The organism is Planococcus halotolerans (assembly GCF_003289955.1).
Taxonomy (GTDB): Bacteria; Bacillota; Bacilli; order Bacillales_A; family Planococcaceae; genus Planococcus; species Planococcus halotolerans.
In genome coordinates, this window is record NZ_QLZR01000010.1 from 59,491 (window position 1) to 85,560 (window position 26,070).

A 26,070-nucleotide genomic window follows, 5' to 3' on the forward strand; every position below is an offset into this window, starting at 1 on the left:
CACCTTTTCAGTGAAAAGATACTTGGGACGGGATTATTCAGTTTCATCGGTTTCGTAAGGACCGAAGCGTTCATACATTTTATTGAGCTGCTGGGTTTGAAAGTCGTCTTTGAAGGCGCGCAGAAAAACGTCCGTTGGGTTGATTTGAAGTGCGTTGCAATAATGAATGATCCAGCCGATTGAAACGTTTTGTTTTCCACGTTCGATATTGGAAATCGTGGGTCCGGCCAGGTCGCTGATGGCTTCGATATCTTTTAAGGTCATTTTCTTTTCAAGGCGTATGGATTTCAAGGCTCCACCGATTTTTTCGTAAATATTGGGTTCATAATGGGAGGTCATAGCTCGAATCCTTTCAGATAGCCGTGTCTGTTTTGATTGTTTCGTGTTATACTGATTCCATAAAATTAAGATATATATTAAAAAATCTCTACAAACCCTGTTATTGGTAGTTTGGCGACCGTCAATAACAGAGTTTCCGCGTAGAGAAATTTCAAAGGAATCGTTCTTATCCTGATTATAGCATAATCCAGGTCTTTTTGAATAGAAGCTGAGGAAATCGGCTTTTATGGAACGCGCCTTTGGAATTTCTCTTCCGTTCGATCAGAGAATTCTTGGAAGGGGCGTTTTGTTATGAGCAGAAAATACAATGTACAGGAAGAGGCAGCCGAGCGATTTTACCGGTTACCGAAAGTGTTCTTTACGAACGAGCAGTACAAAAAACTGAGCAACGATGCGAAAATCGCTTTTGCGATCCTGCAGGATCGGCTTGAACTGTCTATCCGGAACAGGTGGTTTGACGTGGAGGGGAATATCTATTTTCTTTACGGGAACCAGGAGCTTGGGGATATTCTGAACTGCAGTAAACCCACGGTCATCAAGATCAAAAAGGAACTGCACAAAGCGGAATTGCTAGAGGAGAAACGGATGGGGCTTTCCCAGTCGAACCGGTTGTATCTGTTGAAACCGGTGGCTGACTTTTCCGATTTGGACGAACTGAAACAGCCTTCGGAAGACGCTGAAACCCTTGTGCCCCAACAGAAGTTAAAATCTTTTACTTCAAGAAGTCAAAATTTTTTACCTCAAGAAGTTAAAAATTTTAACACTAATGATACTGAACTTAGCGATACTGATTCGAGTGATACTGAAAAGAGTATCCATCTATCCCGAAATGAATCGGATCTGCCAAGTGTGTTGGTGGAAGTACTTGATAAAAATCAAAAGCGATTGATGGATGACGAAATAAAGGTTATAGATATCCTCAACCACTACAAAGCCCACCAAGGGATATTGACGGATTACCAATATGCAGATGCCCTGCAGTATTCACTGGAACGGACACCGGGACGCATCATCAGCATCACGGCCCGGCTGACAAAAGCGGTGGAAGACAAACGAAAATGGCTGAATCAGCAAAACGCCCGTGAACCAGAACCGGTGCGGAAAGAAATCATCCCGGAGTGGCTCAAGGAACAGCGACAAGCCGAACAGCAGCAGCAACAAGCAAAACAACAAGAAGTGAGTTCAACTCTAAACGATTTCGAAGCCGAAAAACAACGATTACTCGAACGCCTGCAAAAGCGGAAGTCACAATGACTTCCGCTTTTTATTATGATATAGGTTAAAAAATATTGATTTCCAACTATTTGAAATCAAGATAAATGCAGTAGGAGTTAAGTAATATAGCGTCCTTATAAAGTTTATCAAGCGTTTGTAAAAAAGGAAAAAAGAACCAGAGGAAATTGTTGGTTATGACTTGCCAGAAATAAGGCAAAAATAGTAAGGTGAAGTCAAATGAATCGAAAAGGGGGTGGAAACGTGTTTGATCGCATAGGTGCTTTTCTCAATACATTGTTTACGGACATGCAAACGACCTTCATCACCATTTTCATGATTGGCCTGTTGATCTGCGCGATTGGCGTATGGGCAGGGGACGAACAATCATCCCCGAAATTCAAGAACGGCCTGAAGCTGTGTGTGCTCGGCGTGGTGTTGTTCCTGTTGGCCAAACCGGTCATCGATTACATTCAGACGAATCTGTAAGACAGAAAGTGTGTGATGGCGATGCGTTCGGATTCGTACATGGAGCGCCAGGAGCGCTTGCGTGAACGCGGGAAGGTGGAACTTCCCCTCAATATCGATACGAAAAAGTATTTGTACGGCAATATCTCGTTTCAGGATGTTTTCATTGTGCTGCCATTCCTGTTGCTGGGCGCAGCGATTTCGTATTTGCTTTTCAAGGCCGGGTACTTGAATCAGCAGCTATTACTGGTGACATTCGTGCCGGCAATGATTGTCACGGTGTTTCAGCTGAACAAGCATCCGATCCGGAAGAATTTGTCGCTTCTGCAGTACAAGGTCATCTGGAAGCTACGGGCGAAACACCGGAAAAAGAATTTTCACTACGCGAAAGGGGCACTGTCGATGAGCCGGAAACAAGGCGACACCCGGACCGAACTCGGACTGGCCAATATTGCGAATGGCTGTCTGGAATCGTCCGACCGGAAACTGATCAAGGTGCTGGAAATCTCCTCCGTCAATCTGTCGCTCATGAACGAACTGGCCAAAGAGAATGTGTTATCGGCCTATCAGTCGTTCATCAACGATACGGGGGAGAAGCAGATCCAGCTCATGCAGGTCGCGCAGCCCATCAACCTGACGAATTACCTCATGTGGTTTAACGAAGAAGTGGACCAGAACACCTCTTACGCCAAACGAGTCCTGAAACAGGGCTATTCCAACCAGATCGAGCGGATCCAGAAGTCGAAGAACATGGTGACGCGGAAACGCTACCTGGTGATTTCAAAGCCGATGACGGATTCCGCGAAGGATTACATGAAGCTGGAAACCACAGCGAATATCCTGAAAGCGAAGCTCGAACAGATGCTGTCGGGTTATGAAAAACTGGATGTGAATATTTTGGAGAACGATGAACTGCTGAAATTCTATTACGCCTGCATCGATTTCGACAATGCACAGGCGCAGGGCGAAAACATCGTGCAGAAGACCAATTCCAAGCTGGATGTGGTGGTCGGCAAGAATACGGCCAAAGCGCTGGTGGATCAGTACAAGACCTTACTGAATGACCGATTTGAATAAGGAGGTGGCGAGATGCAGTGGGTGACCAATCTGTTTCGCTCCAAACCGAAAGAAGAGACGACATTCGAAGAAACCATCAGCGGCATGAACGAAACGCTGCTGACGGCGATTGCACCGGATAACCTGACGGAATACGACTCGGCCGTGCGGATCGGCTCCAACTATACCCGGACGTTGCTCATCGTCGATTACGATCCGATTCAGGACCAGAACAAGATTCAGCAAGTGACGGAAATTCCGGAAAACGTCTCAATCGTTAATTACCTGCAGGAATACAATATGGGCGAGGTGCGGACGCAGCTCGTCAAAAGCATCAAGCAGAACCGGATGAAAATGAATACCCGGTTCGCCGATGAACAGACGATCATCGAATCCGAAGGCCAGATTGAAAGTGCGTCGGAGATGCTGCGGAACCTGTCCTACCGGAACGACAAGATTTATTTGTTCCATACGTTGATTCATCTGGTGGCGAGTTCGATGGACGAACTGGATCAGCTGACAACGACTGTTAAAAGCAAGTTCTCGAAAATCGGCATTATCCACAATCCGACCGACCGGGCCGTCGATGCGTTCCGTTCGTTCCTTCCCCTCAATGACAACAAAGTGGAAGAACTGACGTATAAGATGACCAACTCCGAAGCGATTTCGTATTTCTTCCCGTTTCATGAAAACGAAATGTTCTCGCAGACCGGTTTGATCAAGGGACGCAACATGACCACCGGAAATGTGGTCATCGTGGACGATACGACACTGCTGAACCGGCATGAATTCGTCATCGGGATTTCCGGGATCGGCAAATCGACATATCTGTTTGCCAACATGACGAACAAGCACATGCTTGGCCGGAAAATCATCACGGTGGATCCGAAAGGGGAATTCGGCCGGAACTACAAAGACCTCGGCGGCGCATGGGTCAAGTTCCAGCTGAAAGGCGGAAACCGCATCAACCCGATGGACCTGCCGAAAATCAGCGAGAAGATCCAGCTGGAGGAAAAAGAGCTCGGCAACATTTTGCTCACGAAAATATCGAACCTGCTCGTCATGTTCAAGCTGATGTACAACTCGATGAATGAGCTGCAGGAAGACATACTCAGCCGGTACATCCAGAAAGTGTACGAAGAAAAAGGGATTGATGAGACAACGGATGTCAACAGGCTGACCGCGGCCGATTATCCGGTTCTGGAAGACCTGTACAACATGATCGAACGCGACAAAAAGGAGGATCCGCCGTTATACGAGCGCATACGCGACTTTCACACGACACTCGAAACGTACGTCTACGGCATCTATTCGGAACTCTTTAACGGGGCGACAAACGTCAATATCGACAACGATTTGATCTGTTATGACCTGAAAGAGATGAGCAACAACGAAAAAATTCAGCGGATCCTTTTCTATAACATTCTTTCGCACACGACCTACGAAATCATGAGTGGCGACCGGGAACCGAGCGAAATCTTCATAGACGAAGCGCACGTCATTGCCGATCCGAAAGTGCCGAAAGCGATGGAGTTCATTTATTTCATGATGAAAGTGCTGCGCTCGTTTAACTGCGGCATTACGACGGCTTCCCAGTCGGTGGAGGATTTCCTGTCGGCCCGGGATGAAAACCGGAATTACGGAAAAGCGATCATCACCCAATCGGTGCAGCGGCTGTATTTGCCGATGAGCGAGGAAGAACTGAAATACCTGGAAGAAGAGCTGGGCAATTCCTTCTCGAAAGAGGAACGGTCCACGCTGATCTTGAAGGACGGCAAGAAAAAGGAACAGGCCGGCAAGGGGATCTTCTACACCGGTTCCAAGAAAATCAAACTGGAAGTGCAGCTGAACGAAGTGACCGAGAAGCTGTGGTTTGAGCAGAAGAGCATCAACGATATCACGATTTGAAAAGGGATGAGGGCATGAATCCGAAAGAAACGGTCAAAACGATAGGATCCATACTGCTGACGAAAATCCTCTTCAGTCCGCTGGGACTGGTGGCGGTTGGCATCGTCCTTCTGTTGATTGTCCTGCCCGTTTTCATGTCGATGGCCAGTAAAGGCGAGAACTTCAATCTGGAAGACCCCGACAGCAATCTCAGCGCGCTCTCCGGCGCTGCAGGCGGTGCGTATTGTGCGCCGGACGGCGAACTGAACGAAGCCCTTTGGGATGAACAGCTCGCTTCTGCCGGCGTTTTCAGCGGGATGGGCGATGTGTTCCAGGAAGTGGCCGAGGAACGGGGGATCGATCCCGTCTTGATGGCAGCCATCGCGCTGCACGAAACAGCACGCGGCACGTCCTCTGCGGTCGTGGACAAGAACAACCCCGGCGGCTTGATGGGGGCCGATGGATTGATGGTCTTCGATTCGCTGGAAGCAGGGATTGCCTCGATGGGCCTGACCCTTCACAACCGGATCATTCAGGACGGACTGGTGACCATCGCCGACTTAGGTTCCGTCTATGCACCGATAGGAGCTGGTAACGATCCGACGAACCTGAACGCTCACTGGGTTCCGAACGTCACCAAAGTTGTTAGCTCGTTAGGTGGATTAACGATGAACTGCACCACCTCGACCGGCGAATTCGCCCAACCCGTGCCGAATGTGACCGTGAATTCCAATTACGGCGTCCGGATTGATCCGTTTACGGGGGCGATTTCCAATCACGCAGGGGTCGACTTTGCCTGCAGCGAACCGGACCTGATCTACGCAGCAAAAGAAGGGCGCGTGGTGTTTGCCGAATACCCGACCCAAAGCGGATTGAATACCTATGGCAATGTCGTCGTCATTGAACACGAAAACAAGCTCTTCAGCCTGTATGCCCACCTCAGTCAGATTGACGTAGCAGTCGGACAGGAAGTCAGCCAGCTCGAACCGGTGGGCGAGTGCGGCACCACCGGCCGATCGACCGGGGACCATCTGCATTTTGAGATCCATACCGGTTCGCTGTTCGGCACACGGGTCAACCCGATGCCGTATTTGGAAGGGGAACCGGAAGAATAGGAAAGAGGGGAGACGTATGGCGAAATTGGATTTACGGACCATCCTGCTGGTACTGGCGGTGCTGGTGCTCGGCCTCATCAGCTTTAACCAATACCTGAGCTTGAAGGATGAACGAACGGAAAATGAACAGCTGGCAAAAGAAGTGGAACGGCTGAAGACGGTGCAGTCCCAGGAACAGGCCATTTATTCCCGGACGGAAGACTTCCTGCAGGCCACGCTGGAAGGCGGCGCCATCGACTATTTTTCAGTGGACTTGACGGAAAAAACGGAAGCTGAGCTGGATGAGGACCATCACCTGCACGACGGCAGCCGGAGCCAGATGGAGGATTTTGAAATCTTCAATATCTCCGTTCAGCAAAAAGAGAAAGCGTACCAGATCTATGCCATCTACAAAGTCGCTTTGACGGGTGTGGACGGCGAACTGGCGTATCCGGGAGATCAACCCTTGTTGTACCTGACCTCTCGAATCACGTGGATTGAAGAAGACGGGGAATGGAAAGTGGATGCCCATGAACTGCAACCGCTGGCATCCGGTGAAGAAGTCACGGAGGCCATCTCGAACGGATGACGCGGAAAGGATGTGCAGACATGAATGGAAAACTGAAACGGGTGGCTGCCTTCCAGCAAGCGGTCCAAAAAAAGATGGATCGATTGATTGATCGCCTGTCCCGAAATGCCATTGAACAGGAGGAACGGAAATACGAGCTGTTGTACGGCAAACCCTTGAGCGAGAAGGAACGAATTGAAATCAAGAAGGGCGTCGTTGTCCGGTATGCGTTTTTATTGGCGGTGCCGGTGTTGGTGCTGTTATTGACACTGATGAACCGGGGGGTGATGGGATGAAGCGCTGGAAGGGAGCTTTGGTTTTGTTTTTCCTGCTCATAAGTTTATCTCCTGTTTTTGTGTTTGCTGAAGAAGGGAATTTCATGGAAGAAACGATACAAGAATATAGTAAGACTGAAGGTGTGAAAGAGCAGGATATTAAGAATACAGAGTCCTATATGAAGAATGTACTTTACTTAGAAAAATACAATTATGAGACAAACCAATTTGACTGCAAGTGGCATGAAATCGGTTGTCACACAAACAGCTTTCTCTTTACCACTGTAAGCGGGTTCGTCTTTGGAGCGATTGATAGTTTTAGTAAGTTCCAGTTGGATCCTGATTTCATTACGGGAAACCCTATATATGAGGGGTATATGTTGAACTTTAAATCCCTGGCATGGACCATTGCAGCGATTTTTATCTTATGGCAAACGCTTAAGATTATCATTCTGTATAGCGGAAACGGGGAAGAGGGCATGAACTCACTATACGATAAGTTGGTTGCAGTTATCGCAGGAGGAATTCTGCTCGGAGTCTACGCTCAATTTTTTGACTGGATTTTAGAGTTAACCCATTTACTGACGGAAGCGATGCTCACTTCTCCTGTTACCCATTACGATGTCATGCAAGTGATGGCTGTGAATTCTGTCGGTTATGGATTGATCTTGATGATAGTGGTATCGGCTATTTTGTTTGTCTTTTTCTTATCCATTCTGTATCGTACAGTCCTCTTTGTTATCCTATATATAACCGGAGTACTGGCAGTTCCAACCATCGTGAATGATCAATACAACTTTTTTAATCTCTGGTTAAAAACGGTTGTGAGTAATATCCTTACACTTACCATTCAGCTTCTTTGTTTTGTGTTGGGGATTAAGACATTGGTCAGTCTTGAAAGCGGAAATATGATTATCGGAATGGTTTTCTTTATAGTTGGCTTGTCCATACCAACCTTGTTGAGTCAGTTCGGAGCTTCAACCGGATCTGCAAAAGCGGTGGGGTCATCGGTTAAATACGTGGCGCGTTATGCGAAACGATAATAGGAGTGGTCAAATGAAAAAGTGGATGCTAAGTAGCTTTTTACTTATGTCTATAACGATTCTTGGGGCATGTGGTTCAGACGGAGGAACAGCAAGCGAATCAGAGTCGAAAGAAGAGGATGTTTTTACTGAAGAAGATATTGAAAAAGCAGAAGAAATGATAGAGTTTTTAGAAACAAAAATGGAAGAGTTCGAATCTACAGCTAATACTTCTATAGAAAATGGAGATATTAAAGTTGGAGATAATGACCGACTGATTGAAGAAGTTCAAAACCTAGGTCAAGAAATCGTTGTACAACCTTTTCTTGATAAGTATCCCAATAGCATGATTTCTCGAAATGAAAGTGAAAATATTATACCTATCACTATTGAAACTGATAGTAGCGAATCATGTGCTCTAGGAAATTGCACTTACGAAGAAATAAAAGTGCTTGAATTAAATTATGATTTTAAAGACCACCAGGAATATCACTCTGATATCTTCGGGATAACTCAATTGATGGTGGAGAATATTGAGACGGTTTCTAAAATTAGCGAAGAACGAGAAGAAACCGAAATTCGGTTTGTAAAAACGGAAGGCAATGATTTAGTTATTACTTCGATTCCGCATCTGCAGGTTCAAACATTGTATTTAGACGAGTACGATCAAGAATTTGAATCCATTAAGACGAGTGTCCCCGAAAGTGAAGTAGAAGCAGAACAAGCGGAATACAAAGAGGAAGTGGAAGAAACGCTTTCGAAATTTCCGGAACTTCAATAGTTTTTGAAAGAAAGGAATGTGATGGTAATGGTGATGCGTACGATTGCCAATAAAGTCGGCACCATTCAAGTGGAGGGCAATGCGTTCTATTTTCTTCAGCCCCTTTCTACATTCAAGACAGACCAGATGGACCAGATTCAGCAGGCATACGAGAAACGAATGGCCACGTTAACGGAACAACCTTTTTACCTGACCGCAAAAGACCTCACATTTCAGTCCGGCCAAGTGCAGTTTGAATACGATTTGACCGGTTTCAAGGCGTTTGATCACTTGAAATCCCTCTATTTCGAAGACAAGCTGCCCTATTACCTTTCGCTCGTCCGGATAGCCAAGGATTCCAGCGTTACGGTACTGTGGCAAAAAGAGAACTTCGTCATCGATCCGGAAGAGAAATTGGTGAAAGCGGCCGTTATCGAAAACGAGGAATTGCAACTGCAGAACCCAAAAAGCCGGGAGGATGCGGTGAAGGAACTGATCATCATTTCACTGACCAGTCTGAACCGCGTACTGGGCCGGCCAAGAAGAAGCGATTTTTTTGAGCAAAGCGAAGACGTGATCCGGTTTGCGGAAACCATTTTCCTGCGTCTCAAGACATTGGATGAAATAGAATCCTACCTACTGGGCATCCAGGAAGAAGTGAACGAACGAAAACGGCTGGAAGCAGAAGAACTGGCCCAGCAAGAAGCTGATAAAGGCCGGTTTTCGTTTTCATTAGTCAATCTGATAAAAGGCAGAAAAGAATCCGCTGTAAAAACAACACCGCAGCTTTCGCTAGCCAAAAGTGAAGGGAAGCAGCCAAAGAAAAGCGTGGCTGCCACAGACAGCAATAAACGGTTCCTGCTTGGCACAGCCGGCATATTGGCAGTGGCGGTATTGCTGAATATCGTTTTGACGAATGCCAATGAAAATGCACAGGCCACCGATGCAGGGAAAACGGAAGTGAGCGAAGAAATAAGCTTAGAAGAAGTTTACCGGCAAGGACTTCTCGGGGACGATATGGCCGTAATCGAAGCACTTGAAGCAATCGGTCAGGATTCCTTGAAAGAAAAAGATAAAGAAGTCCTGGCGACCTTGTATATGGAAAATGGGAACTACAACAAGGCGATTGAAGCCGATCCGGAACTGACCAGTGAAGTTGCGGCCAAGTTGATGGAAGAAGACAAGGTTGACGAATTGCAGGCTCTTGAAGCCTCCCTCGAGGGAACGAGTCCGGAAGTGGCATTTGAACTGGCTGCAGCCAGTGAAGAATGGCAAACCGTGATTGATCTGCGCAACCAAGTTGAATTGACGGACGAACGGATTCCAACCATTGTTTCTGCGTTTATCCAAACCGGTGATTTACAGACGGCCAAAGCCTTTATAAATGAAAAGGCGCCGGAGAATGAGGAAGCATTGGACTGGCTGCTGGAAGCTGAGAAACAGCAAAATGAACTGGAAGCCTTAAAGACCGAAAAGGCAGAAAAGCAAAAGCTGATTGATACCGATACCGATGAAAAGAAAATCAAGGAAGCAAAAGAGCGCATGAAAGAGATTGATCAGCAGATTACAGAACTGGAAAAGGGTATAGAAGTGATTAAAGGGGGTTGAGCTGTGCACACCAAACGAATCAATCGACTGGGCCGGATTGTGATTCCGAAAGAGATCCTCGAAATCTTTCAGTTAAAAGAAGGCGATTCCGTCGATATTATGCATAACGAACGACAGATTATCATCGAGCCGCATAAGCAGCGCTATGTTTGTGCCGTGACCGGTAAGGTGACGAGCGAAGCAATCCGGATTGGCGAAGCCTGGATCAGCAAAGAGGGCATGACTGAAATCGTCAAATATATGGGTAGTGAATAACGAAAAGACTGTCAGGCATCTAAACCCGGCAGTCTTTTTCTAATGAATTAATTTCTTTGAAAATAGTTTGGTGAAACTAAGATTTTGATGTTGCTGGCTTGTCCGTAGCATTTTCAATGGCTTGTTCTAAGCTAAGAATCAATTCCTCAAAAAATTGGTTTTCATTCATTTTTCATCCATCCTCTCGGAAGTATGTGAACCCATATTATTGTGTATGGCTCTGCAGTTCCTTCAGCAGAATCTCAGCCCCTCTTGGACTTAAATACAGGCCTTTCACGTAAGTGGATTCAACATTTTCGTTCAGGATTTCTCCAGTTATGGCACAAGTGCGATCGGTCTCGTATTTTTTGAGAATGATTTTATCGTCTTCAAGAAAAATTTCCATCGGATCACCCACCGAAACGCCCAGGGATCTTCTCAACTCGATTGGCGTGACAATGCGGCCTAACTGATCAACTTTCCTCACAATACCGGTACTTTTCATCATAAGACTCCTTCATTTCTGTAATCATCATACTCTTACTCATTCTACCCATTCGTGAAGCAACGCGTTCAATTTATTAACCGCTTGGAAGAGATTTTAGTCAGAGGAGAAATCGATTGATTAAAAGATTTCCACGACGGTCATTCCAGTCAAATGCTCACTTTAGAATACGAAAAAACAGGTGCACGCTCTTCAAGGGGCTGCACCTGTTTGCTTATTCGTAAATATCTTTTCGGTGTCCAACATCGATAATGGTAATAATGATTTTTTCATCTTCGATTAATGCCAGGATACGGTAATCACCGACACGGTAACGCCATTTGCCTTTGTGATTCGCAACCAATGCCTTGCCTTGTGTTCGTGGATCGTCGGTATCCTGCAAGTTCTTTTCGATCCAGCCAATCAGGAGAGAGGCTTGGTACCGGTCCATCTTTTTTAATTTCTTCAACGCGACATCTGAGAAATGAACAGCATACATCGTCGGTTATAAACCCAATTCTTTTTTAACGTCATCCAAGGAATGAGTTTTTTCCATAGTGGCAAGGACCCGGTCGAAGTTTTCTACATCCAGTTCGTCTTCAATCTTCTCGATGATGGCATTCCGCATCAAGTCCGAAACGGATGTGTTTTTCAGTTTGGCGTAGTCGCGGATGAGTTTGCTGTCGCGATCATCCACGCGCAAAGAAATGGTGGCCATGGTAAAACCTCCTTCAGTTCTTTGTAATACATTGTATTACAAATTTCAATGTTTGTAAAATGATAGGTTCCGAATCTCTTTGTATAAAGAATTTAGAGGTTCTGTGCATACGAGTAAGTTATTGAAAATAATAGAGGATTATTTTAACTATTTTAAAGACAAAAGCGAACCTGTTAAGGTTCGCTTTTGTCTATTGTATCAACTCTTAGAGGTGGTAGTTTTAAGTTATTCTTCCTCTTTTAGTTTTCAAATTCCAAAGGAGGTATGCTATTTACTATATCAACAGTTTGAACAGAAACATTTATTACTGAAAGTAATAGATTAAAAATGTATTTTTCATCTTCAGAGTATTCATTTGGATTATCAGTAATACCAGAACTCTTGTCTACTTTTACTCGGTATTGATCAATAATCCAATCGATAGCTGACCGACCATTTATTACATACTCATAAGCTTTTTCAGGGATATTTAAGATTGTTATATCCTCATTAAAAACAATCGTATCAGTAACACCTTTTTTTGGATTTTTCATTTTGACAACTTTATACGACGGATTAGACTTTCCTTGAATCTTAACGCCTTTATATGGGGGAACAGCTTCATAGTTTAAATGTAAATCAGCTAATTTACGACCGATTTCGACAAATTCAAATTTGTTTTTTAAATTAGGGATCTGAGGTGTAGATTTCTTTAAATCAGAATCATATTTTGTTATATATTCTTTTGAATGGAATAATGCATATATATAATAAAATAATTCTTCTTCTGACAGTGAAAAATACTTTAATGCAAATTCAGTGAAATTACTATTATCCCCATCCAATAGTAAACTATCTTTATTCTCGTAATTGTTTTTGAAGTAACATTGCACTTTTGATGCGAATCCAAGAGATGCAAAATCTGCATAGGAATCTGAAATCAAAGGGCTGAACTTTTTATTTCCACCTGGACCCGGAATCAATATTAATAAGTTTTCTTCACCTAAAAATTTATTGAATTGTCCTGGCATTTCTACTATGTTTTTATCATAATAAAGCCATTTTTTAACAAATGGGCGATATCTACTTAACACCAGTTTTCCATGCAGTTCGATTTTTTGGGATTTTAATAATTTTGCTCTTAAACTTCTACTCCAGTTAACAAAGTTAGGTGATAAATTAATATTCTTCTCTTTTTCTTGAATGTTCTTGAATTTCGCCAAGCGAGTGACTTCAAAGTTATAGTTTTCAACCATATACTCAATGTTTTTATTAACTTTTTCCTTAGAAAAACCGTAACACCAAGAATCTCTTGAAGTGTTAATTCCCGTAAGTTTCGTTTTGAAAATAGAGTTCTCTTTGTCGTAAAGCGGGATAAATGTTCCATAGTTTTCATCACGTTGATTAATCCAATCATTATTTGCATCAGGAATTATAGTAGTCCAATCAATTGCATTGATTGATTGTGATGTTTTTAAAACATCTAATTTTTGTTCTCTACTTAAATAATCTCCAATATCGTGATATAAAACTTTATGATCATCGGAACCATCCTTAACTAGTATAGTGATCGCAATGGGAGTTCTACTACCTGAACCGAAAATTTTCCCACCTTCTTGTCGGGATTTTTCGCCGATTGTTCGCTGATCTCCTCGTAAATTAAATACATAGATATAATTAAATTCCTCATACCAAGATTTACGTAATCCGTCAGTTGTTTGACCATCGATAAAAGATCCATTGGATACAAAACCAATAACACCTTTGTCTGCAATACGATCAGAAGCCCATCTAAAAGCCCTTATATACGAATCGTAAAGACTTTTTTTCATTTTTGCTTTTGTATATTTAGCATATGTCTTCTCGATTGTATCATCTAAAATCGGATAAGAAATATTAGTTTGATTATCGTTATCACTTTTTGCACCAGCAGAATAAGGTGGGTTTCCTAGTATAGCAAAAATTGGATTCTCTTGTTGTTTCTTCAAACGCTTATTATTTTCATCAAATAGTTCGCTTATAAAAGAATCTTTTGTTTCTGTACTTTCGAAAGTATCTGTGAGTACGATTCCCTCAAACGGCACATACTCTCCTTCATACAAGCTATGAAAAGTTTCTTCAATATTAATAGCTGCAATATAATAACTTAATAAAACAATTTCATTCGCATGAATTTCTTGAGTGTACTTCCTTAATAAATCTTCTTTTGAAATTAAACCACTTTGTAATAAACGTGTTATGAAAGTACCGGTTCCTGTGAAGGGATCTAGGACATGTACTCCTTCACTAGCTAAAGATTTACTGAAATGTCTTTGCAATATATTGTCCACTGAGTGAATTATAAAATCAACGACCTCCACAGGGGTAAATACTATACCAAGTCGTTCCGTCGTTTCTTTAAAACCGACTTTAAAGAATTTGTCGTACAACTGAATTATAATATCTTGTTTTGCTTTTAAGTTATCAATACCTTGAGCCCGAATACGAACACTTTCATAAAAACCTTCAAGTTTTTCTTGCTCTTTAACAAGTCCTTGTTCATCTAATATTTTTAAGATTGAATCCATAGACTTTGACACAGGGTTGTTATGTACAAAACTATATGACTCAAATAGAGCTTCAAAGACTGGTTTTGTAATTAAATGTTGGGCTAACATTTCAATTGCTTGCTCATCTGAAATGGAATCGTTGATATTATGACGTAAGCTAGTTACGAATTTCTGGAATTCCATATATTCTATAGTAGTTTTATCTTCTACCATGATACGAATACGAATCATATGTTGCCGAGCAATTTCAGCAACGTCTCTAGACCAATCCTCCCAATAGCGTACATTACCAACTTTTCTTACAATTTTCCCGTAAATTGCACGCTCCAAATCGGACCAGTCTTCCTCTGTTAAAGAGAAGGATAATTGTTCAGTTTCAGATTTAGGGATTACTAGACCATCTTCGGGTGCATCACCAACTCCAATGACTTGAATTTGTCCTGGTTTCTTTTTGTTTAATTCAAGTTGATTGATTGTGGCATCAAAACGTTCGTCCAATGAACGTAGCGCATTAAGGACTTCCCAAACAACACGGTATTTTTCGTGATTATCTAAAACTGTATTAGGATCTAGACCAGCTGGAATTCCTATGGGGAGGATTACATAACCATAATCCTTTCCTTCAACTTTACGCATAACTCGTCCAACTGCTTGGGCTATATCAATTTTTGATTTACGCGGTTTTAAGAACATTACAGCATCTAAATCTGGAACATCGACGCCCTCTGTTAAGAAACGAGCATTTGATAGGATTCGGCATGTTTGATCTGGAACTTCAGACTTTAGCCAAGAAATTTTTTCGTTTTTTTGAAGGGCGTTCATAGAACCATCCGCATGATCTATTTCAACTGAAAATTGGTCTGTTTGATCACTAACTTCATTAATATATTCATCTACAACAGTTGAAAACATATTCGTAATCAATTTAGAATCTTTGATTGTCCCAGTAAATGCAATTGCACGCTTCATAGGAGCACCCAAGGTTTCATCCGAATTACTTTTTCGTTTAACTAAACCGTTCCAGCAGCCGATGATTTTTGTTACATCATCAAATTCCAATTCAGATTCTCGAGCCAATAATTGTTGGAATCGACGAGCAATAACTTCCTCATCTACAGCAAGAACCATTACTTTGTAGTCGGTCAGAATGTCTTTCCGAATTGCATCTCCAAAACCAATACGATAAAATTCCTCACCATAGGTTGATGAATCGCTCATGTCAGCAATCAGTACCGACATTTCTTCAGCTTTCTTCCTTGCATCTTCTCCATACACGCGTGGTGTTGCAGTTTGGTATAATCTTCTGGCCGTTTTAATGTTATTGTCACTGTGAACTTTGGTAAAGGCAGATGCTTCTTTTCCGCTTTCAGTCGCACCAGTTGTGCGATGAGCTTCATCACAAATAACCAAATCAAATTCATAGAATCCGTTCTTTTGTGCTTCACTCACAACGTCAATGGATTGATACGTCGAAAAGACGGTTAAGAAATTTCCTGGCGAATCACTGCTTTCAATCTGTTCCTTATAGAATAGTAACTTCTCTTGATTGGTCGTGGCGGGGTAACCCAAATCTGCTGCTGCAATATCCTCTAATTCATTATTGCTATCTGCTTTGGTAACTTTTCTATCTGAACACACCGCTATAGCATCCATATTGTAGTTCGTATCTGCAGTCCAGCTTCTTAATGTTTGAGAAAGAAGTTGAATGCTAGGAACTAGATATAATACTCGAAAAACACCTTTTTTCTCCATAGCCATTTTTTCTGCAATCGCCATTGAAGTGTAAGTTTTCCCCGTACCTGGTGCCATTATCAGTTTTCCCCGGTCTGCAGCCTTGAATCCTTCCATTACTGCATCAATAGCTGGAATCTGGTGAGAACGTGGTGTTTTCTTTTCTTGGAGTTGTACAGCTTTTGGATTGCTAAAAGAAAATGAAGACCAATCAATTTTGCTTTCTCTCAAATCAGCCAAAGAGATACGGGCAATTGTTTTATCTCTGAATTTCAAAGCATCATCTGCATTTGCACTCCACTTATCAGTTGTGGTTATAACAATCCCTTCCGCATAATATTGCTTTCCAACTTCATTTAAAAAAGAATCGATATGTAGTTTCTGAATTATTGTATCTTCTGAATAAAATTTACATTGGATAGCGACTAATTCACCTGTTTCGTGTTTTCTTGCTACTAGATCTACTCCCGTATCTTTCTTAGGGATTTTATATTCAGCTGGAACATCACTCAATTTCCAGACTCTATCAAATAAACGAGCATACATAGGCTCGTTTTCAAAGTAAGCAGCCACCAGTAACTCAAATAAAGTTCCTCTATCACGTTGTGTATGTGGAATTACATCAATTTCTTTAAGTAGTTCGATGAAAGAACGTATACCTTTACGAGCTGTAACATCAGTACTCATTTTAACCCTCCTATATTAAGACGAAATAAAAAAATAGCTATTCTAAGTATAAGTATAACCTTTAAAAAAGGAAGAGGAATTTGGAAATTAGAAGAAGTAAGTGATGTTCCTCAATCTGATACTTTAAGAGACAGTTACAAACTTAACTTCTTATCATACTAGTAATTTAGAATTGGGAAATGGAGTATATTGTAAAATAATTAATAATAAGGTAAGTTTATTCTAAAGATTCATAGGAAGTGGATAACTATTAGAAAGATGTTTTGGTTTTGAATTGCAATAGTGGTTTTTTTGACAGGGTGTAACAATTTAATAGATAAAATTCAATCAGAGAGTACACAAGTTTCAAATGAAGAAGCTGTAAGAATAGAAGAAGAATACAAGCAAGTGAAGTCTTTTACTTCGTGGTGAGAACCACAGACGATTCATCGCACTGAAACCGCGGCAGGAATCAGGGAGCAATGGGTCTATCCAAACTTTAATTACCTGTATTTCGAAGGTGGCTATCTAGTGAGCATTTCCACGACACATTAAGTAAGTAAATATAATGCAGAAATAAGGTGGTATTAGAAAATGCAAAAAGCCCTTTTAAGAAGTCGACAGATAAATTTGATTGAAAAAGAGTGGAAAGAGAGCAGGGAATATCTAAAACATAACCTCCAGAAAAATGACTTTGTCTGTCCGCAATGCAAAGAACCTGTAGGGCTTCATTGGGCGATTCCGACGAAAAAAATTCCGCATTTCAAACACAAAAGCAAAAAGGATTGTACCTATGGGTTTGGGGAGAGTGAAGAGCATAACGCAGGAAAGATCAAGCTGTTCAATTACTTCAAGGACGTATTCGCAAGCAAGTTGGAAATCATTGATATCGAACACTTTATCCCGGAAACTAAGCAGATTGCCGATATCTTCCTTCAATTCAAAACGGGTGAAAAATGGGTGATTGAGTACCAGCGATCCAATATTTCCATCCAAGATATCCAGAGAAGAAGGGCCCTTTACAGAAGCCAGAACATCAAAGACATCTGGATTGCAGGCGAAAACTTGGTGCGAAGTGATACTTTAGTGACCGTGAACCTATTAAACGCAGCTCAAGAACTGAGGTTTAAGGATTTTCACCAAACGGAATCGCTCATCACTTTTGATCCTATTTCGGAGCAAGTATCTATTTATAGGGAATTGGAACAATTAAGCCAAAACTCTTTTATGAAGAGTAGTGCTTATCAATGCCAACTCAGCGAGCTCTGTTTTAACAAATGGGGTGAACCATATGTTTTAGAGGACTATCTCAAAGTCGAAGAACGAGGAAAGACTGAATATTCCGGAGGGATGGCATTAACTTTTTCGGTAGAAAAAATGGTTTATGCCAATAAACTCAATAAGACGTATTATCACGTTAATAATGAAATGTATTTGTCTATTCCAGAGTACTTACATCACCTGATTCCTTTAGAACTGGAGAATATAAAATTGGACGTCTTTTGGAATCATCGGCCGGCGAACTCGAAAGAGGAAGACATGCCGATGATTGTCACCGGTCTCTATACAACCAGATGGGAAGAGCGGCTGAAGCAAAGACAACGCAAAGAAATTGAATTTGCAGCTAATCCTGTTTATCTGGGGATGATGTTTCATTCATTGATACTCATCTACGATGACTACTTCATGACGGAAAAAGAGTGGGAAAAGGAAGTTGATTTTAGAATAGAAGGAAAGCAAATACCACATTACTTACAAAATCGTTACCTTAAGAGAATTGGAGCGATTGATCAGGATATTTGGAGAGATCAATTCAAGAACCCAGTTTCCTTAGAAGAAGCGAGCCAGTATTTCTTGCGGATTATGGGAATTAAAAGCAGTACGAAAAATGCCATTGAAGAAGCATTAACCCATAATATTCTTTATCAGGAAGAAGTCGGCAAACCTTTTATTCTAAATTTGTTATTTAAGATGGAAAAGCGAGCTAAAAAGCATATCGGAGCGCGGTTAGAAAAAAACAAATGGAGAATCATCTAATAACAAAGACGAAATTGAAAAAGCATTTGAAGCCACTACTAATTAAAAATTTATAGGAATAACATGATGCGGTTTCCTTATGATGGAGGAATAGGAGAATACTAAATGAAATGTTCTAAGTGCAGTAAAGAAAATAACAGCTATATGACCAAATGTAAGTATTGTGGGAATAGATTTGTTCCTTTAGATCAATCAAAAAAACAATTGAAGACTTGCGAATGCGGTTGTCCGGTTCCAATAACAAATGAACATGGTTATTGTGTGAATTGTAAGGAAGAAGTATATTGATTTGAATTTTAAGTTCTAGCTCATATTGTCAAAAAGAAGAAGGTTAATCCTATCAAAAACGATAATTTATAAGAGGCAGAGAAGAAGTTCCGATCTTCTTCTTTGCCTCTTTTGTTTATGTCTTTTAACTATTTCAAAATCAATCTATCAGGAACGTTAAGAAAGACTGATTTAGAGAAGAAATATAGAGAAAGGAGTATATGGAATTTTAGGTGGTTATATAACCTCTTATTGTAAAGGCTTGATGTACTGAAACTATAAAATTATTTAGAAAGTATTTTAGAATAAATAAATGATTATTATCAATTCAGAAGAAAAAAGTTTAAATAAAAGCATATAACGCATAATTTGTTATCAATTGATTATTTTTGGTGTACTTTTTGACTTTTCTTTTGTATAATCGTAATACCATATAGGTGCCTAAGACCCCAGGAGGTGAAAAAATGATTGAAGTCTCGGAAATAGAAGATTTTTTGAAGAAAGTCCGACTCTTTATTGAACAAGGTAAAATTGATTTCATTAAAGGTCAACAAGAAAAATATACATTAGGCGTTTTAGGGATAAGCTTTGATGATGGTTTCGAAATGGTTAAAGAACTTACACACGAAAACTATTATCAAGGTCCCACTAAAGATCACAAATATCCAACACAAGATGTTATGGAATTTGGGATAGAGGATATTTTTCCGGATCTTTCTTATCCGCATACTTCACTTTACATTAAGTTGACTTTTCGAGACCGCAGAGATGACTTATTGATGATGTCTTTTCATTCGGCAGCTAAACCAATAACTTATCCATACGGAAAAGATAAACTAAGCCCAATTACTGAATAGAGTACATATGTTAGGTGAAAACGTAGTCTTTTTTGTACTGCGTTTTAATCTAACATTTAAATAAATAGCATAAAACATAAGATAATAAAGTATAAGAAAAAGTAGATAAAGTAGATAAAGTAGATAAAGTAGATAAGTAAATATACTAGGAGGGTACAAAATGGAAAAATTATTTTGCCATTTATGTGACCATGATGCAGAAGAATTCGAAGTAAAAGAAGAAGAGTTTTTTTATAACGTTAGAAATGAAGACTTTATTATTAAGGGACAAAGAGTTTATTGTGTTAGTGACAAGCATAAAGATGCGGAAGAATTGTTTCATAAAGAATATGACTCTGAAAATCAAAGAAAAGCTTTTGACTTGTATAGAGAAAAGTATGGAATTCTTTTTCCAGAGGAAATTAAGAACTTACGGAAAAAGTATAATTTGAAACAAAGAGAGTTTTCCCATTTACTTGGGTTTGGTGAGATTACTATTTCTAGGTACGAAAGAGGTTCTTTACCAACGCCTGCTCAAAATCAAATACTAAAAGATAGTGAACATCCTGAAAAAATGATGGAATACTTGATGAAAAACTCTGAAAAAATAGGAGAAGAAAAATCAACTGAATTAAAAGCTTTATTAACTAGCTTGATGCCTTCTAATCAATATGAACAAGGAATTATTAATGAAATCAAAGAGATATTTCATCATGTTCCAGATGCTTATAGTGGTTATAAGGAATTTGATTTTAAGAAGTTTTCGAGTATGGTTTTGTTTTTCTCTAAAAAAGATAGTCCTTATTTAACTAAATTAAATAAATTAATGTTTTATGCAGATTATTATTTCTTCCAAAAGTATAAAGAATCATTAAGTGGCGCTAAGTACATAAGGGATTATTATGGACCAGTGCCTGAAAAATTCCAAACACTTTACGATAATATTGAAGGGGTTGAAATAATTGAAAATGAGCATGGATCTTTTACATCTTCAATAATAGAAAAATCATATGAAGATTTACTAAGTGAAAAGGAAATTGAAATATTGAATTTTGTATATGAGAAATTTAAAGGAATGTACTCTTCTGATATTAAAAATTTCTCTCACGAAGAGAAATGCTGGATTGAAACACAGAATAAAAAATTGATTTCATATGAATATGCTGAAGACCTAAATATGGATAGGGAGTATATAAGATGAATTCATGATATTTATTTCACCTATATTCGAAGAAAAATTATTTATTAATTTTCTTAATTAATAAATTATAATTAAATTCCATCAAATTACACCTAGATAACGGGTGTAATTTTTTTATTCAACAAGCTTATAACAAACGGTTATAATTTATTTTCTTCATTTGTTTTCTAAAACTTAAGCTTTTAGTTTTTTATTTGAAGTATCAATATTATCGTTTTTTACATTTTCTAGTTGATTTTGTATATACTTTTAGAAAAGTCTATTTTAGAGGTGTAAATAATGAAAAGTGAAAAAGTAGTTATTGATACAAATGCAACTTCCTCAGCTTTCGGGTGGGATTTTCAAAGCAATGCAGCTATCCTAATGGCATTAAAAAATATAAAAGAATTGCTCTCACTCAAAGTCGAAGGAAATATAGAAGACATTGAAATCCTTCTAAAAGATAACAAGAACATTTATATTCAAGCAAAATCTCAAGAAGATCCTACTCCTGGAACTAATACTTATACTAAGTTAAAAGATGGATTAAAAACTTTAATTAATGCTTCAAATCAACGAGATTACGAGAAATTGATCTATATATCAAACATAAATAATCCTCTGAAAGAAAAAAGCCTTGATTACTTTTGGGGCAATGATTACGCAATATATAAATACTCAGAGCTAAAAGAGGACGGACAGAAAATTATTGATAAATATATTAAAGCTGCTGCTACGAAATACAATTTAGATTTATCAAAATTAGACACTACTAAACTTCAATTATGTGCCTTCCCCTTTTTTGGTGAGGATCAAGAGACTCGATATAGAATAATTAGCTCTTCGGTTAAACGGTTTGTAAATGATGCCCAACTAACTGAAGGACTCGCAGAAGATTTACTCAGTCATTGGCAAAAAAACTTTTTTCAGAATTCTACTCAAAAAAAAGTGAAATTAACTAAAGAAGAATTGGTTTGGCCACTAGTTGTTTTGAGTTCGTCTGTCTCAGAAGATAACCCTTTCTTTGAAGATTATGACCAAGGCCAAATAACAGAAATTAAAGCAAAATATAGTAAATACATTAATAAAAAGTCTGAACAATTTGAGCTTGTATCTAAAGTTACTACAGACTATAACGACTTTTTGAAAGAAAATCGCGATTTAAAAAGGAAAATAGCTTCTCAGACTTTCATTGATAATCACTGGTCTAATTATTGTTCTGTGATGGAAAACGATCGAATAGATTCCGAAATTACTGAAGGCATAATTAGACTAGTAATATTTCAAATCTTAAAGAATCGATTTAGTATCGAAAATGTAAAGAAGGCGGCTGGACTATGATAATCAACTACTTAGAAATTGAGTATGATGGAATACAAAAAAAGTTTGAATTCGACAATAAATTTAATTTGATTTGGAGTAATAAAAATAGTGTTGGGAAATCAACAATGCTTCGCTATCTCTTTTATTCCCTGGGATATAATGTACCAGGCACAAAGAAAATTAAGTTTCATAAGAGCAAAGTAACATGTAGTTTCAAAACTGAAAAAGGAACTTTTCAAGCACGGAGAGTGAATGATTTCATCAATTTAAAAGTAAATGAGACGGATAATTACACTTTTGTACTGCCAGAAGATGAAATGCAATTACATAGCATTATTTGGGGAACAGCTAACATCTATATTTTACAAAATCTACTTGGTGCGATTTATATGGATCAAGATAAAGGATGGACTTTACTAAACAGAGGTATTGTTATTGGAAGTATTCGGTTCAATATCGAAGAATTAATTCAAGGGTTAGCAAATCGCGATGTGTCTGAGTTACAAGGGAAAAGACAAGCAATTGAAACAGAACTAAAAAAATATCGTCAACTTCAAAACTTAATTCACTATAAAGAACATCTTTCAAAAGCTTCAAAAAACATTGCATTTCCAGACTATCCTTCAGAATTAGAGAATAAAATTCAACTACTTATATTCGACAAAAACGAATTAGAAATAAATTTAAAATCACTGGAAGAAGTAAAAAAAGAAAACATGAATTTTACAAACTTTATTGAAAAGATGAAGTTATTAGTTTCCGATCCGGAGACGGGCATAACTATTCCGGTCACAAAAGAAACAATAACTCACTTTAGTGACAACCAAACTTATATTGATACCCGCTATAGTATGATAAAGGTAAAACTCGCTACCACAAATAAAGAATTAACAAAGCTAAATCTAGAACTTAATGCTTCTCGAAATTTATTAGATATTCAAAGTGAAATTGAGAAATTCGATAATCAAATTGCCAATATTGATATTAATCCTAAGAGAATTGAAAAAATAATTGATGAATTAACTAAGAAAAGCAAAGAGCTGAAAAAAGAAATAAACAATCAAATTATTGTTAACAATAGTATAGTGACTAATTTGCATAATACAATATCGAAGTATGCAAAAAAACTTGGAGTTGATGATGTAATCGATCCTAAAACAGATTATATTTTTACTTCAGATTTGAAATCTTTAAGTGGAGCTGTATTACATAAGATTGTTTTCTCTTTTAAAATGGCTTATATCATAGAAATTCAAAAAGTCTTGGATATTAAGTTACCTATAGTACTGGATTCACCTAGTGGCCGGGAAGTTGATCAAGAAAACATTAAAGAAACAATGAATATCTTGATGGAGGACTTTTCTGAGAATCAAGTAATACTTGCTTCTATCTTTACCTATAAAAATCTTTCTCCTCTTAAGACTATTCAAATCAAAAATACTCTTTTTGAAGAATAGCCTCTAAAGTAAAGAATATTACACTTGCTTTTTAGCAACAGTTTGATCAAAACAATTTACTTTTAATAGCCTTTTAGAGGTTCAAAACTCATGTCCAGTAAAAAAAAGGTGCAGATTTTAAAATGATAGATCATGTCATTAAAAACATGAACAGAACTATGACTTGATTTACTAGTTCGCATGTTGAAAATTATAGAAAGAATATTCACGATTGATTAGTTATAAAATCAATCGAATTAATAAGAGTAATGAAGAAGTGGGGAGTATAATGATTTGGCCAAGAAAAAAGGGGAACTTTAAGTTTGTAGATAGAATGAATTCACCTTTAGTAGAAATAAAAAATTCGGATGATGTCGAACGGGAGTTTTACATCTATTCGGAAAATTTTATATCAGCTGCGAATATATTAGTGAATCATGTCTTAAATACAAATGAAAATAGCAAGAAAGATTTTTGGCTATTCAGTATAACTTATTTATACAGACAAAGTTTGGAGCTTATCTTAAAATCTATAGCCTTTAAATATATAACTATACAGAATGATAGAGAAAAGTTTATCGGTAGGGTTAGACACAATCTAAAAGATGCATATGATGAGATAAATGTGTTAGTACAAGCAGAAGATATTAAATTAAAGAAAAGTGAAAGGGAATGGTTGGCGACTTTTCTCTCTGACATATCCGAATATGATGAGCAGTCTGATATGTTCAGATACCCCTTCAGTTTTAAAATGACCGCATTTTTTCAACAGCAAACTCATATTAACTTGAAAGTTTTAGGTACCAATATGAATACTGCGTATAAGATGTTAAATATAATTTCACACAGGTCAGAGGAAGTTGATTGCACGGACTTAATTAAGTTTGAACCAAGTTTCTTAGTATCTACTGGGAGTTATCATGAACAATCCGTGATTTGGAAAAATTTTAAGAACAATTTTTATCCCTATATTCAGGGATATATGGAGAGTGGTGATTTTTTACATGAAATAATCAAAGTTAACCGAAATGATTCTCTGTTCTTACCAATGTGTTATATGTATAGAAATGGAGTGGAATTGGCTTTAAAGCGTATTTTAGTCGAAGACTGTCAATTCGATTATAAAACCGCAGCAAATAAAATGAAAAATAAAAAGCATAGTATAGAAGGACTTTGGAATGTAATAAAAGATCATATAATTCTACGTTCTGATGTTCCCGATGACAATTCAACTATTATTGATGTCGAGCTCTATATTAAACAACTGCACAATTTAGATATTACTTCCGACAAATTTAGATATCCAATTAATAAATTTTTGAAATTCCATTTTGACAAAAAGGTAAGGTTTGATGTAACCAATGTTTCCCTTTGCTTTAATGAATTATTTGCGTTTTTAGACGCTGTAGATAGTATGCTTTCTCATCAAAATGAAATCTTGGAAGAAATGGAATGGGAAGCACGAAGAGAGATGGAAAGTGATTACGAGCACTATTAATATAAATTTTTTTAAACTAGTGAAGCATTATAAATTTCTTTATTATAGAAGAAAGTAAGGAAATATCAAAATTCGCCTGACTTTCTTCTATTATATAGTGTTGGTTGTTTCCTCTTCGAGTGCTTTAACCAATTTGTAAAAACTGGTCTTTTTAACTCCCGCTTCTTCCATAGCCTCAACTGCTGTTAGCTCCCTAGCTTTCCATCTTCTATAAACCTTCTTGAATTCCTCTGAAACAAGAACAGGGGACCTGCCAAATTGTATGCCATTTTGGAGGGCCAAGTCGATGCCTTCGCGCTGCCGTTTCCGGATCCGTTCCCGTTCTTCCTCGGCCATCCAAGATAGAATCTGCAAAACCAAATCCGCAATGAATGTCCCCATACTGTCTTTGTATTGAGTCGTATCCAATAACGGCATATCCAACACCACAATATCCGCTTCAATATTTTTCGTAAGATCGTTCCACTCCTGGAGAATCTCTTCTTTGTTCCGGCCAAACCGATCCAGTGAATGGATGTACAAAACGTCTCCTTTTCGAATAACCCGTTTCAATAACTGATAGTTTGCCCGTTCAAAGTTTTTTCCACTTTGCTTGTCCAAATATATGTCCCGGTCAGTGATGCCCATTTTTTTCATGGCTTCCAATTGCCGGTGAATATTGCACTGTGAATGAGCCACGTATGCGTAAAATTAATCCATCAATTGCGGAAGATAGAGCCACCGTTTGCGATGTAGAGAGCCACAAACATATTTCCGTTATAAATACTGTCAACGCCGGTTTAATTTTCCCCATTATAGCCGGAATAAAATTCCCCACTTGAGCTAGTTTGCAGGTGGGGCAGC

General features: G+C 38.9%; 23 protein-coding genes. 17 read left to right on the forward strand and 6 right to left on the reverse strand.

Going from position 1 to position 26,070, the window contains the following annotated elements; genetic code table 11:
• Positions 1-33 precede the first annotated feature (33 nt).
• Entirely contained in the window at positions 34-339 is a 306-nt protein-coding gene (locus tag DP120_RS17320; protein ID WP_112224889.1) for a helix-turn-helix domain-containing protein, read from the reverse strand.
• Between the two features lie 291 nt (positions 340-630).
• Here DP120_RS17320 and DP120_RS17325 point away from each other — a divergent pair, with 291 nt between their 5' ends.
• The 11 genes from DP120_RS17325 to DP120_RS17375 all read left to right on the forward strand — a co-directional run bounded on the left by DP120_RS17325 (position 631) and on the right by DP120_RS17375 (position 10,544).
• Entirely contained in the window at positions 631-1,593 is a 963-nt protein-coding gene (locus DP120_RS17325; RefSeq protein ID WP_112224890.1) for a replication initiator protein A, read from the forward strand.
• A gap of 222 nt (positions 1,594-1,815) precedes the next feature.
• A complete protein-coding gene (locus tag DP120_RS17330; RefSeq protein WP_112224891.1) occupies positions 1,816-2,040 on the forward strand; it encodes a hypothetical protein in 225 nt (74 codons plus the stop codon).
• Positions 2,041-2,055: 15 nt separating this feature from the next.
• Positions 2,056-3,096 (forward strand): TrsD, encoded by a 1,041-nt coding sequence (locus DP120_RS17335; RefSeq protein ID WP_240612029.1) that lies wholly within the window; start codon positions 2,056-2,058, stop codon positions 3,094-3,096.
• A gap of 12 nt (positions 3,097-3,108) precedes the next feature.
• Positions 3,109-4,983: a VirB4 family type IV secretion system protein gene (locus DP120_RS17340; protein WP_112224892.1), complete on the forward strand. Its 1,875-nt coding sequence runs from the start codon at positions 3,109-3,111 to the stop codon at positions 4,981-4,983.
• Between the two features lie 14 nt (positions 4,984-4,997).
• Positions 4,998-6,077: a peptidoglycan DD-metalloendopeptidase family protein gene (locus DP120_RS17345; protein WP_112224893.1), complete on the forward strand. Its 1,080-nt coding sequence runs from the start codon at positions 4,998-5,000 to the stop codon at positions 6,075-6,077.
• A 16-nt stretch (positions 6,078-6,093) separates the two neighbouring features.
• Positions 6,094-6,645, forward strand: a complete 552-nt coding sequence (locus DP120_RS17350) for a hypothetical protein (protein ID WP_112224894.1) — start codon at positions 6,094-6,096, stop codon at positions 6,643-6,645.
• 20 nt (positions 6,646-6,665) lie between these two features.
• Positions 6,666-6,920 (forward strand): hypothetical protein, encoded by a 255-nt coding sequence (locus DP120_RS17355; protein WP_133257411.1) that lies wholly within the window; start codon positions 6,666-6,668, stop codon positions 6,918-6,920.
• Positions 6,917-7,942: a conjugal transfer protein TrbL family protein gene (locus tag DP120_RS17360; protein WP_112224896.1), complete on the forward strand. Its 1,026-nt coding sequence runs from the start codon at positions 6,917-6,919 to the stop codon at positions 7,940-7,942. Before DP120_RS17355 ends, DP120_RS17360 begins: the two co-directional genes overlap by 4 nt.
• 13 nt (positions 7,943-7,955) lie before the next feature.
• The gene (locus tag DP120_RS17365) at positions 7,956-8,702 is read left to right on the forward strand and encodes a hypothetical protein (protein ID WP_112224897.1); all 747 of its coding nucleotides are present in this window, start codon (positions 7,956-7,958) and stop codon (positions 8,700-8,702) included.
• 27 nt (positions 8,703-8,729) lie between these two features.
• Positions 8,730-10,289, forward strand: coding sequence for a hypothetical protein (locus DP120_RS17370; protein WP_112224898.1), 1,560 nt, complete (start codon positions 8,730-8,732; stop codon positions 10,287-10,289).
• A 3-nt stretch (positions 10,290-10,292) separates the two neighbouring features.
• On the forward strand, positions 10,293-10,544 hold the full coding sequence (locus DP120_RS17375) for an AbrB/MazE/SpoVT family DNA-binding domain-containing protein (protein ID WP_112224899.1): 252 nt from the start codon (positions 10,293-10,295) through the stop codon (positions 10,542-10,544).
• A 205-nt stretch (positions 10,545-10,749) separates the two neighbouring features.
• On the opposite strand, the gene DP120_RS17380 is transcribed toward DP120_RS17375, so the two are convergent.
• The 4 genes from DP120_RS17380 to DP120_RS17395 all read right to left on the reverse strand — a co-directional run bounded on the left by DP120_RS17380 (position 10,750) and on the right by DP120_RS17395 (position 16,671).
• On the reverse strand, positions 10,750-11,028 hold the full coding sequence (locus DP120_RS17380; protein WP_112224900.1) for an AbrB/MazE/SpoVT family DNA-binding domain-containing protein: 279 nt from the start codon (positions 11,026-11,028) through the stop codon (positions 10,750-10,752).
• Between the two features lie 214 nt (positions 11,029-11,242).
• Positions 11,243-11,506 (reverse strand): type II toxin-antitoxin system RelE family toxin, encoded by a 264-nt coding sequence (locus DP120_RS17385; RefSeq protein WP_112224901.1) that lies wholly within the window; start codon positions 11,504-11,506, stop codon positions 11,243-11,245.
• A 6-nt stretch (positions 11,507-11,512) separates the two neighbouring features.
• Positions 11,513-11,725 carry a type II toxin-antitoxin system RelB family antitoxin gene (gene relB, locus DP120_RS17390; RefSeq protein WP_101802387.1) on the reverse strand — a complete coding sequence of 71 codons (213 nt, stop codon included), beginning with the start codon at positions 11,723-11,725 and terminating at the stop codon, positions 11,513-11,515.
• A 239-nt stretch (positions 11,726-11,964) separates the two neighbouring features.
• Positions 11,965-16,671: a DEAD/DEAH box helicase gene (locus tag DP120_RS17395; RefSeq protein ID WP_112224902.1), complete on the reverse strand. Its 4,707-nt coding sequence runs from the start codon at positions 16,669-16,671 to the stop codon at positions 11,965-11,967.
• Between the two features lie 609 nt (positions 16,672-17,280).
• Here DP120_RS17395 and DP120_RS17400 point away from each other — a divergent pair.
• The 6 genes from DP120_RS17400 to DP120_RS17425 all read left to right on the forward strand — a co-directional run bounded on the left by DP120_RS17400 (position 17,281) and on the right by DP120_RS17425 (position 25,227).
• The gene (locus DP120_RS17400) at positions 17,281-18,687 is read left to right on the forward strand and encodes a competence protein CoiA family protein (RefSeq protein WP_165843833.1); all 1,407 of its coding nucleotides are present in this window, start codon (positions 17,281-17,283) and stop codon (positions 18,685-18,687) included.
• Positions 18,688-19,418: 731 nt separating this feature from the next.
• Complete coding sequence (locus DP120_RS17405) at positions 19,419-19,811, forward strand: type II toxin-antitoxin system MqsR family toxin (RefSeq protein ID WP_112224904.1); 393 nt, start codon at positions 19,419-19,421, stop codon at positions 19,809-19,811.
• A 160-nt stretch (positions 19,812-19,971) separates the two neighbouring features.
• Complete coding sequence (locus tag DP120_RS17410; protein WP_112224905.1) at positions 19,972-20,991, forward strand: type II TA system antitoxin MqsA family protein; 1,020 nt, start codon at positions 19,972-19,974, stop codon at positions 20,989-20,991.
• 279 nt (positions 20,992-21,270) lie between these two features.
• A complete protein-coding gene (locus DP120_RS17415; RefSeq protein ID WP_112224906.1) occupies positions 21,271-22,311 on the forward strand; it encodes a hypothetical protein in 1,041 nt (346 codons plus the stop codon).
• A complete protein-coding gene (locus DP120_RS17420) occupies positions 22,308-23,750 on the forward strand; it encodes a hypothetical protein (RefSeq protein ID WP_112224907.1) in 1,443 nt (480 codons plus the stop codon). Before DP120_RS17415 ends, DP120_RS17420 begins: the two co-directional genes overlap by 4 nt.
• A 268-nt stretch (positions 23,751-24,018) precedes the next feature.
• A complete protein-coding gene (locus DP120_RS17425) occupies positions 24,019-25,227 on the forward strand; it encodes a hypothetical protein (RefSeq protein ID WP_112224908.1) in 1,209 nt (402 codons plus the stop codon).
• Positions 25,228-25,317: 90 nt separating this feature from the next.
• On the opposite strand, the gene DP120_RS17430 is transcribed toward DP120_RS17425, so the two are convergent.
• Positions 25,318-25,905 carry a recombinase family protein gene (locus tag DP120_RS17430; RefSeq protein ID WP_276310411.1) on the reverse strand — a complete coding sequence of 196 codons (588 nt, stop codon included), beginning with the start codon at positions 25,903-25,905 and terminating at the stop codon, positions 25,318-25,320.
• Between the last annotated feature and the right edge of the window lie 165 nt (positions 25,906-26,070).

Bases quoted from the DNA above. Each gene is read 5' to 3' on its own strand.
- DP120_RS17370 (WP_112224898.1), top strand. From the start codon at position 8,730: ATGGTGATGCGTACGATTGCCAATAAAGTCGGCACCATTCAAGTGGAG.
- DP120_RS17345 (WP_112224893.1), top strand. From the start codon at position 4,998: ATGAATCCGAAAGAAACGGTCAAAACGATAGGATCCATACTGCTGACG.
- DP120_RS17425 (WP_112224908.1), top strand. From the start codon at position 24,019: ATGATTTGGCCAAGAAAAAAGGGGAACTTTAAGTTTGTAGATAGAATG.
- DP120_RS17380 (WP_112224900.1), bottom strand. From the start codon at position 11,028: ATGAAAAGTACCGGTATTGTGAGGAAAGTTGATCAGTTAGGCCGCATT.
- DP120_RS17320 (WP_112224889.1), bottom strand. From the start codon at position 339: ATGACCTCCCATTATGAACCCAATATTTACGAAAAAATCGGTGGAGCC.
- DP120_RS17335 (WP_240612029.1), top strand. From the start codon at position 2,056: ATGGCGATGCGTTCGGATTCGTACATGGAGCGCCAGGAGCGCTTGCGT.
- DP120_RS17405 (WP_112224904.1), top strand. From the start codon at position 19,419: ATGATTGAAGTCTCGGAAATAGAAGATTTTTTGAAGAAAGTCCGACTC.
- DP120_RS17365 (WP_112224897.1), top strand. From the start codon at position 7,956: ATGAAAAAGTGGATGCTAAGTAGCTTTTTACTTATGTCTATAACGATT.
- DP120_RS17410 (WP_112224905.1), top strand. From the start codon at position 19,972: ATGGAAAAATTATTTTGCCATTTATGTGACCATGATGCAGAAGAATTC.
- DP120_RS17355 (WP_133257411.1), top strand. From the start codon at position 6,666: ATGAATGGAAAACTGAAACGGGTGGCTGCCTTCCAGCAAGCGGTCCAA.
- DP120_RS17420 (WP_112224907.1), top strand. From the start codon at position 22,308: ATGATAATCAACTACTTAGAAATTGAGTATGATGGAATACAAAAAAAG.
- DP120_RS17415 (WP_112224906.1), top strand. From the start codon at position 21,271: ATGAAAAGTGAAAAAGTAGTTATTGATACAAATGCAACTTCCTCAGCT.
- DP120_RS17350 (WP_112224894.1), top strand. From the start codon at position 6,094: ATGGCGAAATTGGATTTACGGACCATCCTGCTGGTACTGGCGGTGCTG.
- DP120_RS17360 (WP_112224896.1), top strand. From the start codon at position 6,917: ATGAAGCGCTGGAAGGGAGCTTTGGTTTTGTTTTTCCTGCTCATAAGT.
- DP120_RS17340 (WP_112224892.1), top strand. From the start codon at position 3,109: ATGCAGTGGGTGACCAATCTGTTTCGCTCCAAACCGAAAGAAGAGACG.
- DP120_RS17385 (WP_112224901.1), bottom strand. From the start codon at position 11,506: ATGTATGCTGTTCATTTCTCAGATGTCGCGTTGAAGAAATTAAAAAAG.
- relB (WP_101802387.1), bottom strand. From the start codon at position 11,725: ATGGCCACCATTTCTTTGCGCGTGGATGATCGCGACAGCAAACTCATC.
- DP120_RS17325 (WP_112224890.1), top strand. From the start codon at position 631: ATGAGCAGAAAATACAATGTACAGGAAGAGGCAGCCGAGCGATTTTAC.
- DP120_RS17395 (WP_112224902.1), bottom strand. From the start codon at position 16,671: ATGAGTACTGATGTTACAGCTCGTAAAGGTATACGTTCTTTCATCGAA.